The following is a 16,864-nucleotide window of genomic DNA, read 5'->3' as shown; positions in this document are numbered from 1 at the left end:
GAGACGACGACATGACACTGCTGACTTTCGACGTCCAGCACAAGCCGCGCCAGGCCTACACCAGCATGGCGATCGTGCTGGCCCTGATGCTGGTGTTCCCCTTCATCGCCTCCCTGTACGGCAATTCCTGGGTGCGCATCATCGACATCGCGCTGCTCTACATCATGCTGGCGCTGGGCCTGAACATCGTGGTCGGCTTCGCCGGCCTGCTGGACCTGGGCTACATCGCCTTCTTCGCGGTGGGCGCCTACCTGGTCGGCCTGTTCGCATCGCCCCAGTTCGCGGCCTTGCTCGAATCGATGGTCTATTATTCGCCGGCGCTGGGCGAGGCCTTGATCGCCTTCTTCGGCCCCGAGATCCAGCAGAACGGCATCCACCTGTCGGTGTGGGCGATCGTGCCGCTGGCGGCCCTGGTCGCGGCCCTGTTCGGCGCGCTGCTGGGCGCGCCGACGCTCAAGCTGCGCGGCGACTACCTGGCCATCGTGACCCTGGGCTTCGGCGAGATCATCCGCATCTTCATGAACAACCTGAACGACCCGATCAACTTCACCAACGGGCCGCAGGGCATCAACATGATCGACCCGATCCGCATCTATGGCGTGTCGCTGGCGGGCGAGGCGGGTTCCGGCGCGATGGTCGAGGTGTTCGGCATGGCCATGCCTTCGGTGAACGCCTACTACTTCCTGTTCCTGGCGCTGTGCATCGCCACCATCTTCATCACCACCCGTCTGCAGCATTCGCGCCTGGGCCGCGCCTGGGTGGCGATCCGCGAGGACGAGATCGCGGCCAAGGCCATGGGCATCAATACCCGCAACGTCAAGCTGCTGGCCTTCGCCATGGGCGCGTCCTTCGGCGGCGTGGCCGGCGCCATGTTCGGCGCCTTCCAGGGCTTCGTGTCGCCCGAGTCCTTTTCGCTGACCGAATCGATCGCCGTGCTGGCGATGGTGGTGCTGGGTGGGATCGGCCATATTCCGGGTGTGGTGCTGGGCGGCGTGCTGCTCGCGGCCCTGCCGGAAGTGCTGCGCCACGTGGTGGAGCCGGCCCAGCAGGCCATGTTCGGCACCGTGCTGATCGAAGCGGAAGTGCTGCGCCAGCTGCTCTACGGCCTGGCGCTGGTCCTGATCATGCTGGTGCGCCCGGCCGGCCTGTGGCCGTCGCCGAACAAGGAAGAGCGTCCAAACGCCGCCCTGGCGCGCGAGGACCAGGAAGCCGCCAAGGCCTGAAGGACAAGACAATGAGCGAACAGCTTCTTTTGAACATCTCCGGCGTCAACAAGCGCTTCGGCGGCCTGCAGGCCCTGACCGACGTCGGCATCCGCATCATGCGCGGCCAGATCGTGGGCCTGATCGGCCCGAACGGGGCCGGCAAGACCACCTTCTTCAACGTCATCACCGGCCTGTACCAGCCGGACTCGGGCAGCTTCGAGCTGGCCGGCAAGCCGTATTCGCCTTCCGCGCCGCACGAAGTGGCCAAGGCGGGCATCGCGCGCACCTTCCAGAACATCCGCCTGTTCGGCGAGATGAGCGCGCTCGAGAACGTGATGGTGGGCCGCCACGTGCGCACCCGCCAGGGCGTGTTCGGCGCCATCTTCCGCCACAAGGCGGCGCGCGAGGAGGAAGCGGCGATCCGCGCCCGGGCCCAGGAGCTGCTGGACTTCGTCGGCATCGGCGCCTTTGCCCACCGCACGGCGAAATTCCTGTCCTATGGCGACCAGCGCCGCCTGGAAATCGCGCGCGCGCTGGCCACCGATCCGCAGCTGCTGGCGCTGGACGAGCCGGCGGCCGGCATGAACGCGACCGAGAAGCTGGCCCTGCGCGAGCTCCTGGTGAAGATCAAGTCCGATGGCCGCACCGTGCTCCTGATCGAGCACGACGTGAAGCTGATGATGGGACTGTGCGACCGCATCACGGTGCTGGAGTACGGCAAGCAGATCGCGGAAGGGCTGCCGGCCGAGATCCAGAAGAACGAGGCCGTGATCAAGGCCTACCTGGGAGGCGCGCACGCATGAGCGAGAACATCCTGAAGATCAGCGGCCTGAAGGTCGCGTACGGCGGCATCAAGGCGGTCAAGGGCGTGGACCTGGAAGTGAACCGCGGCGAGCTGGTGACCCTGATCGGCGCCAACGGCGCGGGCAAGACCACCACCTTGAAGGCGATTACCGGCACGCTCCCGCCGTGCAAGGTGGAAGGAACGATTTCCTACCTGGGCCAGCCCCTCAAGGGCAGGTCCTCGTTCCGCCTGGTGCAGGAGAAGCTGTCCATGGTGCCGGAAGGGCGGGGCGTGTTCACCCGCATGACGATCCACGAGAACCTCCTGATGGGCGCCTACACGCGCGACGACAAGGCGGGAATCGAGGCGGACATCGAGAAGTGGTACGCGGTGTTCCCGCGCCTGAAGGAGCGCGCGGCGCAGCTGGCCGGCACCCTGTCGGGCGGCGAGCAGCAGATGCTGGCGATGGCGCGCGCGCTGATGTGCCACCCGACCCTGCTGCTGCTGGACGAACCCTCGATGGGGCTGTCGCCGATCATGGTGGAGAAGATTTTCGAGGTGATCCGCGACGTCTCGTCGCAGGGGATCACGATCCTGCTGGTGGAGCAGAACGCCAAGCTGGCGCTGCAGGCGGCGCACCGGGGATATGTGATGGAGTCGGGGGCGGTGACGATGACGGGGAATGCGCAGGACATGCTGCACGATCCGCGGGTGCAGGCGGCGTATTTGGGGGAGTAGGTCAGCCGGCGTGGCCGAAGCCGCCGATGCTTGTTCCGCCATCACTCTCGTTAACGTCATCCCCGCGCAGGCGGGGACCCAAGTCCGTCGCATACTGCCTGCGTTTGATGTTCGTGGCAATGCATGCAAACTTGGGTCCCCGCCTTCGCGGGGATGACGTTAAAAGGGGCGCCAGGTATTCGATGGGCGGACTTCGGAGAAGCCGCCCAAAAAACAAAAAGCCGGACCGCTCACGCGCTCCGGCTTTTCACTTACTTGACTAAAACCAGCTTAGGCCGCTGCAGCCGCGGTCGCGGCGTTGGTAGCCTTGCGAGCAGTTGCCGAAAACTGGTTCACCGCTGCGTTCAGGTTGGCCTCCACGGCTTCGACTGCCTGCTTGGTGGTCTTGCTGATCTGCTCGTAACCGGCGTTGGCGTTGCTGATCGCGGTCTTGACGGCGGCAACGAAGCTTTCCGAACCGGCCGGGGCGTTCTTGCTCACTTCGTCGACCAGCGAGATCACCTTGCGGTTGGCTTCGACGATCTGGCTTTCGGCGGCCTTCGAGAACTCGGCGCCGGTGCCGGTGGCGATCGAGGCCAGCTGGCGGCTGTACGACAGGGCCTTTTCAGCGGCCGGCTGTGCCTGCGACGCGGTCAGGGCGAAGAATTCTTGCGGGTCCTTGGCGCCCAGCAGCTGGCGGGCCACGGCCGACGACTCTTCCAGGGTGGCGCGCGCTGCGTTGATGTTCAGGTCGGCCAGCTTCTCCATGCTTTCGAAGGTCTTCGAAGTCAGCGACGACAGCAGGGCGAATTGCGATTCCAGGCTAACTTTGGTGGCGTTCGAGAACTGCTCAGGGATTGCAAACATGTGACTCTCCAAAATGAATACGTTTCTTAAAGAAAAGGATATTGCTAAAGGTGAGACAAGTTCCTGCTTAAACTAGCTAAACTCGCTGGCTGAAACTCTTTTTTGTGCACCGCAACAGACCCGATTGTCGGCCACTTCTTTTGACGCGTCAAGCAGTTTTGATGCGATGCACCATCCAGCGTTCATAAATTTCTTGAATGAATTAATTGCAAGAAATAAGCCTTGAGATAGCGCAAAGGAACTGCAGAAAAACCCGCGTTATTACACCGGCAATGCGTCATTTATCGCCCCGGAAACGTCGTCCAGGTGGCCGTGCTAGACTAGCCGCTTGTGTTTTCTTCAATCCGCCGTGGCAACGGCGCGACAGCCCCGGCCATGCAGACCCGCGCGACGCCAGCCAGCAGCTCCTGGCTTTCTCCGATCCCCCTGTTTTTCGTGTTCTTGTGGAGCACCGGATTCGTCGTCGCCAAGCTCGGCCTGCCCTATGCGCCGCCGTTGACCTTCCTGATCGTGCGCTGCCTCGGCGTGCTGGCCGTGCTGCTGCCGGTCGTGCTGTTGTTCCGCGCGCCGTGGCCGCGCGGCCAGGTGCTGCATGTGGCGGTGGCCGGCATCCTGCTGCAGGCCGGCTACCTCGGCGGCGTATGGGCGGCCATCAAGCTCGGCATGCCGGCCGGGCTGACTGCCCTGATCGTCGGCATGCAGCCCATCCTCACCGCAGCGGCCGCGCCCCTGATCGGCGAGCGCGTGCTGCCGCGTCAATGGCTGGGCCTGCTGCTCGGCCTGGGCGGCGTGGCGCTGGTGGTCTACGCCAAGATCAATATGACAGGCTTGAGCGCCGCCGGCATCGCGCTGTGCGTGTTCGCGCTGCTGTCGATCACGGCCGGCACCATGTATCAGAAACGCTGGTGCCCGCGCTTCGACCTGCGCACCGGCACCGTGATCCAGTTCGCGGCCACCGTGGCGGTGCTGGCGCCGCTGGCGGTCTGGCTCGAAGGGCTCGACCCGGCGTTTTCCAGCGTGTCCTGGACCCGTGAATTCGTGATCGCCTGGCTGTGGTCGGTGTTCGCGCTGTCGATCGGCGCGATCTTCCTCTTGTTTACCCTGATCAGCCGCAGCGCGGCCACCGAGGTGACCAGCCTGCTCTACCTGACCCCGCCCACCACGGCCCTGATGGCCTGGCTGCTGTTCGGCGAATCCTTCACCTTGCTCGGCCTGGCCGGCATGGTGGTCGCCGTCACGGGCGTCGCTTTCGTCGTCAAGAAATAATTGCCCATCATTTACTCAATGGAGACCCCATGATTTCCAGCCCAGGCCAAGAAGCCGTCGATGCCGCCATCACCTCGCGCCGTTCGATCCGCGCCTTCCTCGACAAGCCGGTCGAGCGCGCAGACATCGAACGCATCCTGGAGGTGGCGGCGCGCGCGCCGTCGGGCACGAATACCCAGCCGTGGAAAGTTTATGTGCTGACGGGGCAGGCGCGCCGCCGCCTGTCCGATGCGATCCTGGCGGTCAACGCCGATCCGCAGCAGGCGCGCGAGCATACAGAGGAATACGCCTACTACCCGCGCGAATGGGTCTCGCCGTATATCGACCGCCGCCGCAAGGTCGGCTGGGACCTGTACAGCCTGCTCGGCCTGACGCGCGAGAACAAGGCCGGCATGGCGGCCCAGCACGCGCGCAACTATGCTTTCTTCGACGCGCCGGTGGGCCTGATCTTCACCATCGACCGCGTCATGGAGCAGGGCTCCTGGCTGGATTACGGCATGTTCCTGCAAAGCATCATGGTGGCGGCCCGTGCACGCGGCCTCGATACCTGCCCACAGGCGGCCTTTACGCAGTACCATCGGGTTATCGCAGACCAGCTGTCGCTGCCGGAAAACGAGATGGTGGTGTGCGGCATGGCGCTGGGCTGGGCCGACATGGCCAAGGTCGAAAACAGCCTGGTGACGGAACGCGAGCCGGTTGGCGGGTTCACGACTTTCATGGAGTAAGCTGCTGTATTAATAACAAACGCAGCATAATCGTTGTTTTTGTGAATTGTTGCCGTGCGGAATGTGAAATCTCCTTGCGATCAAACGCTGTTCGGCTAAACTTTGGTTCGTACCTCATCCGTTCGCATCGAAGGGTTTTCCGATGTTAAAAATTGCTTTAGCTGCCGTTGTTTCCCTGATGTTCGCCTTCCAGCCGGTGCAAGCGGCCGGGGCGGGCGCGGGCGCTGGAGCAGGGGCCGACAAGACCCAGGTCGCCAAGAAGAAAAAGAAAACCAGGACCGTGCGCAAGACCGTGCGCGCCAAGAAGCGCCAGGACCTGGCCAAGACCATCGCCGCCGACAACCGCCAGCGCATGGTGCGCCGTGTCGCCATGGTGCGCGGCAAGCGTGTGGTGACCTACCAGTCGGTGCGCCGCGCCGCGCCATCCTATGATCCGCGCAGCCTCGGCGACATTGCCGGGCTGAGCCGTACCCCCGATCCGCTGTCCCTGCGTTCCAACGTCGCCTTCGTGCTCGACCAGAACAGCTCGGAAGTCCTGTTCGAGAAGAACGCCAGCGTGGCGCTACCGATCGCCTCGATCACCAAGCTGATGACCGGCCTGGTCGTGGTCCAGGCCAACCAGGACCTCGACGAAGTGCTGCGTATCACCGACGCCGACGTCGACCGCCACAAGTACAGCAGCTCGCGCCTGCCGGTCGGTGCGCGCATGACGCGCCGCGAACTGCTGCACATCGCCCTGATGAGCTCCGAGAACCGCGCCGCCTCCGCGCTGGGCCGCAATTATCCGGGCGGGATCGAGGCCTTTGTCGCGGCCATGAACGCCAAGGCGCGCGAGCTGGGCATGAACGACACCCATTATGTCGATGCCAGCGGCCTGTCGAGCCGCAACGTCTCGAGCGCACGCGACCTGGCCAAGCTGGTCGCCAGCGCGCACCAGGAACCGATCCTGCGCGAATACTCGACTACCAAGGATTCGGTGGTCAAGGCCAGCGGACGGCCGATGCGCTATGCGAACACGAATTACCTGGTGGCGCTGCCCGACTGGAACATCGGCATCCAGAAGACCGGTTTCATCAACGAAGCGGGGCGCTGCCTGGTGATGCAGGCCATGATCCAGGGGCGCAATGTGATCATGGTGTTCCTGGATTCGAAAGGAAAGATGTCGCGCACCGCGGACGCGGGACGCATGCGGCGCTGGCTCGAGGCGGTCACGCCGGATGGGCTGGGCGGTGGCGCACCGCCGGCGCCGGCGGTCACGACGGCCGCCGCGCCGGTCGAATTGCCGAATTGACGTAGGTTTAAACAGCCGGCGCCGGCCGATACCCCAAGGTCGACGAAATGCTCGCCGCCGTCTGCACCAGGTCCTCAAGCCAATCTTCCTGCAGGCGGTCGGCCGGCGCCGAGATCGACAACCCGGCCACCAGCTTGCCGCTGTCGTCGTGGATGCCGGCCGCCATGCAGCGCACCCCCAGTTCCAGCTCCTCGTTGTCGCGCGCATAGCCGCGCGAGCGCACCAGGCTCAGCTCGCGCTCGAGGCGCGCCAGCTCGGTGATCGAATTCTTGGTATGGCCCGCCAGCCCGGTGCGGGTGGCGTAGGCGCGGATCGCCTTGACGTCGTCCACCGACAGGAACAGCTTGCCCGTCGAGGTCAGGTGCAGCGGACCGCGGCCGCCGATGGCGCGCACCACCTGCATGCCGGAACGCTCAGAAAACGCGCGGTCGATGTAGACGATCTCGTCGCCCTGGCGCACCGACAGGTTCACCGTCTGCTGCGTCTTGCGGTGCAGGGCGCGCATCGCGTCGAGCGCCGCTTCGCGCACCGACAGGCGGCTCTTGACCACGTTCCCCAGTTCCAGCAGCCGCATGCCGAGCCGGTAGGTGCCCGGCTCCACGCGGTCGACGAAACGCGTCACGACCATGTCGTTCAGGATCCGGTGCGCGGTCGAGGGGTGCAGGCCCGAGACCTTCGACAACTCCTTCAGGCTCACCGGGTCCGTGTAGCTCGCCAGCGCGTCGAGCAAGGCCATCATGCGTTCGATCACCTGGATCGAGGTCTTGGCTGGTTCTGGGGTTTCCATTTTCATGATGTGGTTGGTGCAGTGCAGTATCGTGCCTTCTTTATACCATGATGTGAAAAGCTCATGCAAACACATGGGTTAGTGTGCGCCGTCGGTTTTTCACAAAACCGGCGCGGCGGCGCATAATGGCATTCCTGCATGATTAACTTTCAAACACGATGGAACACCCGATCAGCGAATTCAAGACCAAGCGCGGCCTGGACCGCCTCCTCGCCGCCTGCCGCAACACCTGGGACGGCTTCGCCTGGGCCTGGCGCAGCGAGGCGGCCTTCCGCCAGGAGATCGTGGTCATCGCCATCGCGACGGTCGTGGCGCTGGTGCTGCCGGTATCCGGTTTCCAGAAGTTGGTGCTGGTCGGCGTGCTGGCCATCGTGCTGGTCGTCGAACTGATCAACTCGGCCATCGAAGCGATCGTCGACCGCATCTCGCTCGAGCGCCATCCGCTGTCGAAGGTGGCCAAGGACATGGGCAGCGCCGCGGTCTTCCTGACCCTGCTGCTGGCCGTGGCGACCTGGGCCGTCGTGTTGTACAACCGTTTTTACTGACCGGCGGGCAGGTGCCCCCGGTAATTTTTGTGTCCCAACTAGGAGATAAAACATGACGTTACGCCTCGGCGATACCGCCCCGGATTTCGAGCAGGACTCCAGCATCGGCAAGATCCGCTTCCACGAGTGGGCAGGCGATTCCTGGGTGGTGCTGTTCTCGCACCCGGCCGATTTCACCCCGGTCTGCACGACCGAGCTGGGCCTGACCGCCAAGCTCAAGCCGGAATTCGACAAGCGCAATGTCAAGGCGATCGCGCTGTCGGTCGACCCGGCCGAGCAGCACAAGGAGTGGATCAAGGACATCGAAGACACCCAGAAGACCGTGGTCGGCTTCCCGATCGTGGCCGACGCCGACCGCAAGGTCTCCGAGCTCTACGACATGATCCACCCGGAACAGTCGGCCACCGCCACCGTGCGCTCGCTGTTCGTGATCGATCCGAACAAGAAGATCCGCCTGACCATCACCTACCCGATGAGCACCGGCCGCAACTTCGACGAAGTGCTGCGCGTGATCGACGCCCTGCAGCTGACCGACGGCTACACCGTGGCCACCCCGGGCAACTGGAAAGACGGCGATCCGGTCATCATCCCGCTGACCGTGCAGGATCCGGAAGTACTGAAGCAGAAGTATCCGAAGGGCTTCGAGGCGCCGCGTCCTTATCTACGCCTGACGCCGCAGCCGAACAAGTAAGCACAGCCACCTCGTCGTCCCCGCCTTCGCGGGGACGACGTTCGTTTACAGCTATTCGCCTACTCGGCCGTTGCAGAACGACAACGCCCCGAGCTCATCCGCACGAATATCTCCGCATAAGCAAATAAGGAAGCTGTCGTTTGTGAAACTGTCGAGTCGACTTACCCTGTGTGCCAAATTGGGAGCACAGCATGTCGATGACTTACATTGTGGCGGGTTTCGCGGTAGGGCTGCTGGTCGGGATGACCGGGGTAGGGGGCGGTTCGCTCATGACTCCCTTGCTGACCCTGCTGTTCGGCGTCTCGCCTTCCGTTGCCGTGGGCACCGACCTGGCCTTCGCCTCGATCACCAAGGGCGCCGGCACCATCACCCACCGTTTCAACCGCACCGTCCAGTGGCCCATCGTCGGCCGCCTGTGCCTGGGCGCGCTGCCCGCAGCACTGCTCACCACGCTCGCGCTGCGCGAGTTCGGCGCGCTGGACAAGGAAATCGGCCTCGTCATCCGTTATTCGATCGCCGGCTCGGTGCTGCTGACCGTGGTCGCGCTGCTTTTCCGCGGAAAGCTGCTGGCCTGGATCAATGCCCACCCCGACCGCCAGCTGCATGGCCGTCCACTGGCCGCCGCCACCATCATTTCGGGCGCGGTGCTGGGCGTCCTGGTTACCGTGTCCTCGATCGGCGCCGGCGCCATCGGCGCGACCCTGCTGGTCTTCCTCTACCCGAAACTCACGCCGGCCGAAGTGGCGGGCACCGACATCGCCTATGCGGTGCCGCTGACGGCCATCGCGGCCGCCGGCCACTGGTGGCTGGGTTCGATCGACTGGATGCTGCTGCTGACCCTGCTCGTGGGCTCCGTACCCGGCATTACCCTGGGCGCCATGGCATCGCGCGCCGTCCCAGAGCGTTTCCTGCGCGCCTTGCTGGCGACGACCCTGACCGGCGTGGCGGCGAAACTGATGTTCTGACCAAAGCCAAATAGGGAAAGTGTCTATGCAAATGAGGAAAGTTTCGTTTGCTTTATGAGTCACCGATGAGATTATTGTAGCCCGTTAGAAGAATTTGTAATAAGGGCTTCCATGACTTCCCTCGCACAGTCGAGACCGGCGTTGCGGCAAAGCGCCAAGCGCTCACCAGGCCGGGTGATCCCCGGTTTCGGCATCTCGCTCGGCTTCACGATCTTTTACCTTGCGCTGATCGTCCTGATCCCGCTCTCGGCGGTCTTCCTGAAGACCTTCACCATGAGCTGGGAGGCCTTCTGGGCCGCGGTCACCTCGGAACGCGTGATGGCGTCCTACCGGCTGAGCTTCGGCGCCTCGCTGATCGCCGCCCTCATCAACGTCGTCTTCGGCGGCATCGTCGCCTGGGTGCTGGTGCGCTACCAGTTCCCCGGCAAGCGCTTCATCGACGCCCTGGTCGACCTGCCGTTCGCGCTGCCCACCGCGGTCGCCGGCATCACGCTCACCGCCCTGTACTCGCACAACGGCTGGATCGGCCAATACCTGGCCGGCCTGGGCATCAAGGTTGCGTTCACGCCGCTGGGCGTGGTCCTGGCCCTGACCTTCATCGGCCTGCCTTTCGTGGTGCGCACGGTGCAGCCGGTGCTCGAGGAAGCCGAGCGCGAGCTCGAGGAAGCCGCCGCCAGCCTGGGCGCCTCACCCCTGCAGACCTTCATCCGTGTAGTGCTGCCCTCGATCGTGCCGGCGCTGCTGACCGGTTTCGCGCTGGCCTTCGCCCGCGCCACCGGCGAATACGGTTCGGTGATCTTCATCGCCGGCAACCTGCCGATGGTGTCCGAGATCACGCCGCTGTTCATCATCACCAAGCTGGAGCAGTACGACTATGCGGGCGCCACCGCGATCGCGGTCGTCATGCTCGTCATCTCCTTCATCCTGCTGCTGACGATCAACCTGCTGCAGGCCTGGACACGCAAACGGGCGGGCAAGAAATGAGCGCGGTCCTCGACAAGCTGGCGCCTGCGCCTTCCAAGCCCGCGGCCGCCAAGCGCCCGGCCACCAATGTATTCGAGCCGAACTGGGTGCGCTACACCCTGATCGGCGTCGCACTGGCCTTCCTGACCCTGTTCCTGTTCGTGCCGCTGGTGGCGGTGTTCACCGAAGCACTCAAGCGCGGCTGGGAAACCTATGTCGAATCGATCAAGGACCCGGATGCGCTGTCGGCCATCAAGCTGACCCTGATCGCGGCCGGCATCTCGGTGCCGCTCAACCTGGTGTTCGGCGTCGCCGCCGCCTGGGCCATCGCCAAGTTCGAATTCCGCGGCAAGAGCGTCCTGCTGACCCTGATCGACCTGCCGTTCTCGGTCTCGCCCGTGATCGCAGGCCTGATCTACGTGCTGCTGTTCGGCGCCGAGGGCTGGTTCGGCGCCTGGCTGGTGGAGCACGACATCAAGATCCTGTTCGCGGTGCCCGGCATCGTGCTGGCCACGGTCTTCATCACCTTCCCGTTCGTTGCGCGCGAGCTGATTCCGCTGATGCAGCAGCAGGGCACCGAGGAAGAAGAAGCCGCGCTGGTATTGGGCGCGTCCGGCTGGCAGACCTTCGCCAAGGTCACGCTCCCGAACATCAAGTGGGGCCTGCTGTACGGCGTGATCCTGTGTAACGCCCGCGCCATGGGCGAATTCGGCGCGGTGTCGGTGGTCTCGGGCCACATCCGCGGCGAGACCAACACCATGCCGCTGCAGGTCGAAATCCTCTACAACGAATACAACTTCACGGCCGCCTTCGCGATCGCATCCTTGCTGGCGCTGCTGGCGCTGGTGACCCTGGCGGTGAAGAGCCTGATCGAATGGCGCCTGTACCAGGTGAAGAAGGCCGCCGCCGACGAACGCAACACGGAGCACGCAGCATGACCATCGAAGTCCAACACATCCACAAGCAGTTCGGCCAGTTCACGGCGCTGGACGACGTCTCGCTCAAGTTCCCGGACGGCGAGCTGACCGCGCTCCTGGGACCGTCGGGTTGCGGCAAGACCACCTTGCTGCGCGTGATCGCGGGCCTGGAGCATCCGGATTCGGGCGCCGTATTGCTCGACGGTCAGGACGCATCAACCCACCACGTGCGCGAGCGCCAGGTCGGCTTCGTGTTCCAGCACTACGCGCTGTTCAAGCACATGACCGTGTTCGAGAACGTCGCCTTCGGCCTGCGTGTCAAGCCGCGCAAGGAGCGCCCGAGCGAGCAGCAGATCCGCGACAAGGTGAAGCAGCTCTTGGAGCTGGTGCAGCTGGACTGGATCGCCGACCGCTATCCGCCGCAACTGTCGGGCGGCCAGCGCCAGCGCATCGCCCTGGCGCGCGCGCTGGCCGTGGAGCCGCGCGTGCTGCTGCTGGACGAACCTTTCGGCGCGCTCGACGCCAAGGTGCGCAAGGAACTGCGCCGCTGGCTGCGCCGCCTGCACGACGACCTGCACGTGACCTCGATCTTCGTGACCCACGACCAGGAGGAAGCGCTGGAAGTGGCCGACCAGGTGGTCCTGATGAACAAGGGCCGCGTCGAGCAGCAGGGCGCACCGGGCGAGGTCTACAACAATCCGGCTTCGCCCTTCGTCTACGGCTTCCTGGGCAACGTCAACCTGTTCCACGGCCGCGTGCACGAAGGCGTGCTGGCCTCGGGCGACGTCAGCTTCCAAGCGCCGCAGCACAGCGGCGTGCGTGACGGCGCCGGCATCGGCTATGTGCGTCCGCATGACCTGGACGTGGAACGCTATACGCCGGGCGCCGAAGGCGTGGTGACCAAGCTGCGCCGTGCCCACGCGATCGGCCCGCTGGCCCAGCTCGACCTGGAGCGCGCCGACAACGCGCAATTGATCGAGGCCGTCATCCCGAACGAGCGCTTTGCGCATCTCGGTTTGAAGGAAGGCGAGACCGTGGTCGTGCGCCCGCGCCGCATCGACGTGTTCGTGGACCAGGGAGAGGGCATATGAATTTCCAGCAGCTGCGTTCCGTACGCGAAGCGGCGCGCCGCGACTTCAACCTGACCGAGGTGGCGAACGCCTTGTTCACCTCCCAGCCCGGCGTGTCGCGCCAGATCCGCGAACTGGAAGAAGAACTGGGCGTCGAGATTTTCGAGCGCAACGGCAAGCGCCTGACCGGCCTCACGCCGCCGGGCAAGGGCATCCTGCGCATCGTCGAAAAGCTCCTGGTGGAAGCCGAGAATTTGCAGCAGGCCAGCCGCGAGTACGCGGCCCAGGACAGCGGCACGCTCACCGTGGCCGTCACCCACACCCAGGCGCGCTATGCGCTGCCGCAGGTGGTGCAGTCCTTCCGCAACGCCTTCCCCGGCGTACGCATCGCGCTGCAGCAGAGCGCGCCCGAGCACATCGCGGAATGGGTCTTGTCGGGCAAGGCCGACATCGGGATCGCGACCGAGGGCTTGTCGGTGTTCCCTGACCTGGTGTCCTTCCCCTGCTACCGCTGGAGCCACCTGGTGGTGGCGCCGGAAGGGCATCCGATCTTTTCCGGTTCGCAGCCGCTGCGCCTCGAGGACCTGGCCGACTATCCCTTGATTACCTATGACGTGGGCTTCACGGGCCGCAGCCATATCGATGCGGCCTTCGTCGAGGCGGGACTGGCGCCGGACATCGTGCTGACCGCGATGGATTCGGACGTCATCAAGCAGTATGTGTCGCTGGGACTGGGCGTGGGGATCGTGGCCTCGATGGCTTTCGACCATGGCCGCGACAAGGGGCTGCGGGCGATCGAGTCTTCGCACCTGTTCGCACAGAACGTGACACGCCTGGCGGTGCGGCGCGGGTCCTACTTGCGGGCGTATGCGTATCACTTCATCGAGCGGTTTGCCCAGGGGTATACGCGGGCGGATATCGAGAAGGCCTTGCAGACGGCGGAGTGACTGTGGGCTAGTGGCTGCGCAACTGAACTTGGGTCCCCGCCTTCGCGGGGATGACGTGCGGAGAGCAGTGGTGCAAGGAGACCTTAGCCACCTGCTTCAAAACGTCATCCCCGCGAAGGCGGGGACCCAAGTTTGCATGCAGACCGCTAACGCAAATCACTGGCCGGGATTGGTAAACCGCCCATGAATCTCATCGATCGCCGCCACGACATCGGATGACAGCGTGACTTCGAGCGCACCGATGTTCTCCTCCAGCTGCCCCAGCGACGTCGCCCCGATAATGGTCGACCCCACGAACCAGCGCGAATAACACCAGGCCAGCGCCAGCTGCGCCGGGCTCAATCCATTCTCGCGCGCCAGCCTGGCGTATTCCGCACACGCCGCCAGCACGGAAGGCCGCAGGTAGCGCGGACTCCAGCTCTTCGGAAAAATATTCAAGCGCCCGGGCGCCTTCGGATTGTCGAGGTACTTGGCCGTCAGCTGCCCGAAGGCCAGCGGGCTATAGGCCAGCAACGTCACATCGGTGCGGAAACACGCCTCGTCCATCAAACTGGTCTCGAACGAGCGCGCCGTCAGGTTGTATAAATTCTGGATTGTCGCGATCCGCGGCAAGCCCTTCATCTCGGCCAGCTTGACGAACTCGCACACGCCCCAGGCGCTCTCGTTCGATACACCGATGTGCCGGATCTTGCCCTCGTCGATGAGTTCGCCCAGCGCCATCAGGGTCTCTTCGGCCGGCACCGCGGCGCGCTCGGCCTGCGGATCGAACCGGCTGGCGCCGAAGATCGGGACATTCCGGCTCGGCCAGTGCAGCTGGTAGAGGTCGATGTAATCGGTCTGCAGGCGCTGCAGGCTGCTTTCGACCGCGGCGCGGATATTGGCGCGGTCGAGGTTGTGCGAGGGGTCGCGGATCCAGTGCACGCTGGGATTCGGCCCGGCCACCTTGGTGGCCAGCACCAGGTCCGCGCGGCGGCCGGTCTTTTTCAGCCAGCTGCCGATGAAGCGCTCGGTCGAGCCTTGCGTCTCGGCGCGCGGCATCACCGGATACATCTCGGCGGTGTCGATGAAATTCACGCCGCGCTCGAAGGCGTAGTCGAGCTGGCTGTGCGCATCGGCTTCGCTGTTCTGCTCGCCGAAGGTCATGGTGCCGAGGCAGACCGCCGACACCGACAAGTCCGTCCGTCCCAGCCGCGCACGCCGCATCCTCAGGCTCCCTGTTTGCGCAGGGCCTCGGCGCAGTCGCGCACCAGCCCCGGTCCTGCGTAGATCAGGCCGCTGTACAGCTGGACCAGCTTGGCGCCGGCCGCGATCTTGGCGCGCGCATCCGCGCCGCGCATGATGCCGCCCACGCCGATGATCGGGATGTCGTCGCGCAGCTCGGTCTTGAGCGCGCGCACCACGATGGTCGACTGCTCGAACACCGGCGCGCCGGACAGGCCGCCGGCTTCCTGCGCATGCTTCATGCCTTCGACATCGCGGCGGTTGAGCGTGGTGTTGGTGGCGATCACGCCGTCGATCTTGTGGCGCAGCAGGGCGCCCGCGATGTCGCGGATCTGGTCGCCATCCACGTCCGGCGCGATCTTCAGCGCCACCGGCACGTAATGGCCGTATTCGTCGGCCAGGCGCGATTGTTCCTGCTTGAGCTGGGAGAGCAGGGCGTCCAGTTCGGACGCGCCCTGCAGCTGGCGCAGGTTCTTGGTGTTGGGCGAAGAGATATTGACCGTCACATAGCTCGCGAAGGGGTAGACCTTGCGCAGGCAGTGCAGGTAGTCCTCGGCCGCGCGCTCGATCGGGGTGTCGGCGTTCTTGCCGATGTTCAGGCCGAGTACGCCCTGGCGCTCCTGGTAGAAGCGCGAGGCCTGGACATTGGCGACAAAGGCGTCCACGCCGCCGTTGTTGAAGCCCATGCGGTTGATGATGCCGCGCGCCTTCGGCAGGCGGAACATGCGCGGCTTCGGGTTGCCCATCTGGCCGCGCGGCGTCACGGTGCCGATCTCGATCGAGCCGAAGCCGAGCGCGGCCAGGCCGTCGATGTAGGCGCCGTCCTTGTCCAGGCCGGCAGCGAGGCCGACCGGGTTCGGGAAGGTGATCCCCATGACGGTGCGCGGGTCGGGCTTGGGCTTGCGCACGATGCCGGTCAGGCCCAGCTTGGCCGCGCGGCGCAGGGCCGGCAGGGTCAGGTTGTGGGCCGCCTCGGGATCGAGGGAGAACAGCAGGGGACGGGCGAGGGCGTACAGGAGTTTGTCGGACATGGGGTGCTCGAAGTGATAATCCCCGCCATTCTACCGCGCCGACCCGTTCAGGATCGGCCCGCGGCCCTCCGGGCCTGGCGAACTCAGCGTTCCAGCACGCTCCAGGCGCCGTTGATACGGGCCTCCAGGGGGCGGAAATTGATCTTGTAGGCCATCTTCGGGCTTTGCTCGATCCAATAGCCGAGGTAGACGTAGCCCAGGCCGAGCTCGCGCGCCTGGTTCACCTGCCACATCACGTTGTAGGTGCCGTAGGAGGCGCCCTCGACGTCCGGGTCGAAGAAGGTATAGACCGAGGACAGGCCGTCGGACAGCACATCGATGATCGAGACCATGCGCAGGGTGCCGTTCGGCTCGCGGAATTCCACCAGGCGGGTGTTGACCCGGCTCTGCAGCAGAAACTGGGCGTACTGGTCGCGGCTGTCCTGGTCCATGCCGCCGCCCACGTGGCGCGTGGTCTGGTAGCGCAGGTAGAGGGCGTAGTGTTCGTCGGAGAAGGCGAGGTTGGCCACCATCGCCACCAGCTCGCCATGGCGTTTCCAGGCGCGGCGCTGGGTGCGGTTTGGCGTGAAATCCTCGCACTTGACGCGCACCGGGATGCAGGCCTGGCAGCCGTCGCAATACGGCCGGTAGGTGAAGATGCCGCTGCGGCGGAAGCCGTTCTTCACCAGCTCGGAGTACACGTCGGCATTGATGAGATGCGAGGGGGTGGCCACCTGGGACCTGGCCTGGCGGGAGTCGAGATAGCTGCACGGATAGGGCGCCGTGGTATAGAACTGCAGCGTGGCGAAGGGCAGGTCATTTAAGTGCGTCATGCAAAAAGCTCTCGAGACGACGTGGTGAACCTATTTTAGCGAAATCGCGGTGCGCACACT

At 64.8% G+C, this 16,864-nt stretch carries 18 protein-coding genes; 13 read left to right on the top strand and 5 right to left on the bottom strand.

Translation table 11 applies throughout. The annotated features are described in order from the left end of the window. The first annotated feature begins 11 nt into the window (after positions 1-11). Genes V7778_RS13800 through V7778_RS13790 form a run of 3 tightly spaced genes read left to right on the top strand, consistent with a single transcriptional unit; the run spans position 12 to position 2,727 of the window. Positions 12-1,223: an ABC transporter permease subunit gene (locus V7778_RS13800; RefSeq protein ID WP_335556092.1), complete on the top strand. Its 1,212-nt coding sequence runs from the start codon at positions 12-14 to the stop codon at positions 1,221-1,223. An 11-nt stretch (positions 1,224-1,234) separates the two neighbouring features. Then, entirely contained in the window at positions 1,235-2,008 is a 774-nt protein-coding gene (locus V7778_RS13795; RefSeq protein ID WP_335556090.1) for an ABC transporter ATP-binding protein, read from the top strand. Next, complete coding sequence (locus V7778_RS13790; RefSeq protein ID WP_335556088.1) at positions 2,005-2,727, top strand: ABC transporter ATP-binding protein; 723 nt, start codon at positions 2,005-2,007, stop codon at positions 2,725-2,727. The genes V7778_RS13795 and V7778_RS13790 overlap by 4 nt, the downstream gene beginning before the upstream one ends. Before the next feature lie 270 nt (positions 2,728-2,997). Here the strand turns inward: V7778_RS13790 and phaP are convergent, their stop codons facing one another. Next, positions 2,998-3,573, bottom strand: a complete 576-nt coding sequence (gene phaP, locus V7778_RS13785) for a TIGR01841 family phasin (RefSeq protein WP_335556086.1) — start codon at positions 3,571-3,573, stop codon at positions 2,998-3,000. 375 nt (positions 3,574-3,948) lie between these two features. Between phaP and V7778_RS13780 the strand changes: the two genes are divergently transcribed. From V7778_RS13780 to V7778_RS13770, 3 genes are all read left to right on the top strand, one after another. After that, on the top strand, positions 3,949-4,839 hold the full coding sequence (locus V7778_RS13780) for a DMT family transporter (protein ID WP_335556085.1): 891 nt from the start codon (positions 3,949-3,951) through the stop codon (positions 4,837-4,839). Between the two features lie 29 nt (positions 4,840-4,868). Beyond that, positions 4,869-5,564, top strand: a complete 696-nt coding sequence (locus V7778_RS13775; RefSeq protein ID WP_335556083.1) for a nitroreductase — start codon at positions 4,869-4,871, stop codon at positions 5,562-5,564. A gap of 142 nt (positions 5,565-5,706) precedes the next feature. Next, the gene (locus tag V7778_RS13770; protein ID WP_335556081.1) at positions 5,707-6,855 is read left to right on the top strand and encodes a serine hydrolase; all 1,149 of its coding nucleotides are present in this window, start codon (positions 5,707-5,709) and stop codon (positions 6,853-6,855) included. A 7-nt stretch (positions 6,856-6,862) separates the two neighbouring features. Here V7778_RS13770 and V7778_RS13765 read toward each other — a convergent pair whose 3' ends face one another. Beyond that, positions 6,863-7,648 (bottom strand): IclR family transcriptional regulator, encoded by a 786-nt coding sequence (locus V7778_RS13765; protein WP_335556079.1) that lies wholly within the window; start codon positions 7,646-7,648, stop codon positions 6,863-6,865. Between the two features lie 152 nt (positions 7,649-7,800). Between V7778_RS13765 and V7778_RS13760 the strand changes: the two genes are divergently transcribed. The 7 genes from V7778_RS13760 (at position 7,801) to V7778_RS13730 (ending at position 13,740) form a co-directional block, all read left to right on the top strand. Beyond that, positions 7,801-8,187, top strand: a complete 387-nt coding sequence (locus tag V7778_RS13760) for a diacylglycerol kinase (RefSeq protein WP_335556077.1) — start codon at positions 7,801-7,803, stop codon at positions 8,185-8,187. Positions 8,188-8,239: 52 nt separating this feature from the next. Continuing rightward, positions 8,240-8,878, top strand: a complete 639-nt coding sequence (locus tag V7778_RS13755) for a peroxiredoxin (protein ID WP_211519470.1) — start codon at positions 8,240-8,242, stop codon at positions 8,876-8,878. Positions 8,879-9,069: 191 nt separating this feature from the next. Continuing rightward, a complete protein-coding gene (locus V7778_RS13750) occupies positions 9,070-9,843 on the top strand; it encodes a sulfite exporter TauE/SafE family protein (protein WP_335556073.1) in 774 nt (257 codons plus the stop codon). 111 nt (positions 9,844-9,954) lie between these two features. Next, positions 9,955-10,827: a sulfate ABC transporter permease subunit CysT gene (gene cysT / locus V7778_RS13745; RefSeq protein WP_335556071.1), complete on the top strand. Its 873-nt coding sequence runs from the start codon at positions 9,955-9,957 to the stop codon at positions 10,825-10,827. Then, positions 10,824-11,744: a sulfate ABC transporter permease subunit CysW gene (cysW, locus tag V7778_RS13740; RefSeq protein ID WP_335556068.1), complete on the top strand. Its 921-nt coding sequence runs from the start codon at positions 10,824-10,826 to the stop codon at positions 11,742-11,744. Before cysT ends, cysW begins: the two co-directional genes overlap by 4 nt. Continuing rightward, positions 11,741-12,814, top strand: a complete 1,074-nt coding sequence (locus tag V7778_RS13735) for a sulfate/molybdate ABC transporter ATP-binding protein (protein WP_335556067.1) — start codon at positions 11,741-11,743, stop codon at positions 12,812-12,814. The genes cysW and V7778_RS13735 overlap by 4 nt, the downstream gene beginning before the upstream one ends. Next, entirely contained in the window at positions 12,811-13,740 is a 930-nt protein-coding gene (locus V7778_RS13730; protein ID WP_335556064.1) for a CysB family HTH-type transcriptional regulator, read from the top strand. The genes V7778_RS13735 and V7778_RS13730 overlap by 4 nt, the downstream gene beginning before the upstream one ends. Before the next feature lie 156 nt (positions 13,741-13,896). Here the strand turns inward: V7778_RS13730 and V7778_RS13725 are convergent, their stop codons facing one another. The 3 genes from V7778_RS13725 to V7778_RS13715 form a co-directional block, all read right to left on the bottom strand. Then, positions 13,897-14,943, bottom strand: coding sequence for an aldo/keto reductase (locus V7778_RS13725; protein ID WP_335556062.1), 1,047 nt, complete (start codon positions 14,941-14,943; stop codon positions 13,897-13,899). Positions 14,944-14,945: 2 nt separating this feature from the next. Beyond that, positions 14,946-15,992 (bottom strand): quinone-dependent dihydroorotate dehydrogenase, encoded by a 1,047-nt coding sequence (locus tag V7778_RS13720; protein ID WP_335556061.1) that lies wholly within the window; start codon positions 15,990-15,992, stop codon positions 14,946-14,948. 83 nt (positions 15,993-16,075) lie between these two features. Then, positions 16,076-16,804: an arginyltransferase gene (locus tag V7778_RS13715; RefSeq protein WP_335556059.1), complete on the bottom strand. Its 729-nt coding sequence runs from the start codon at positions 16,802-16,804 to the stop codon at positions 16,076-16,078. Between the last annotated feature and the right edge of the window lie 60 nt (positions 16,805-16,864).

The sequence above is a fragment of the Massilia sp. DD77 genome (assembly GCF_036961685.1).
Classification (GTDB): domain Bacteria; phylum Pseudomonadota; class Gammaproteobacteria; order Burkholderiales; family Burkholderiaceae_D; genus Telluria.
Note: the sequence above shows the minus strand (reverse complement) of the source record. Positions and strands in the feature narration are given on the sequence as shown.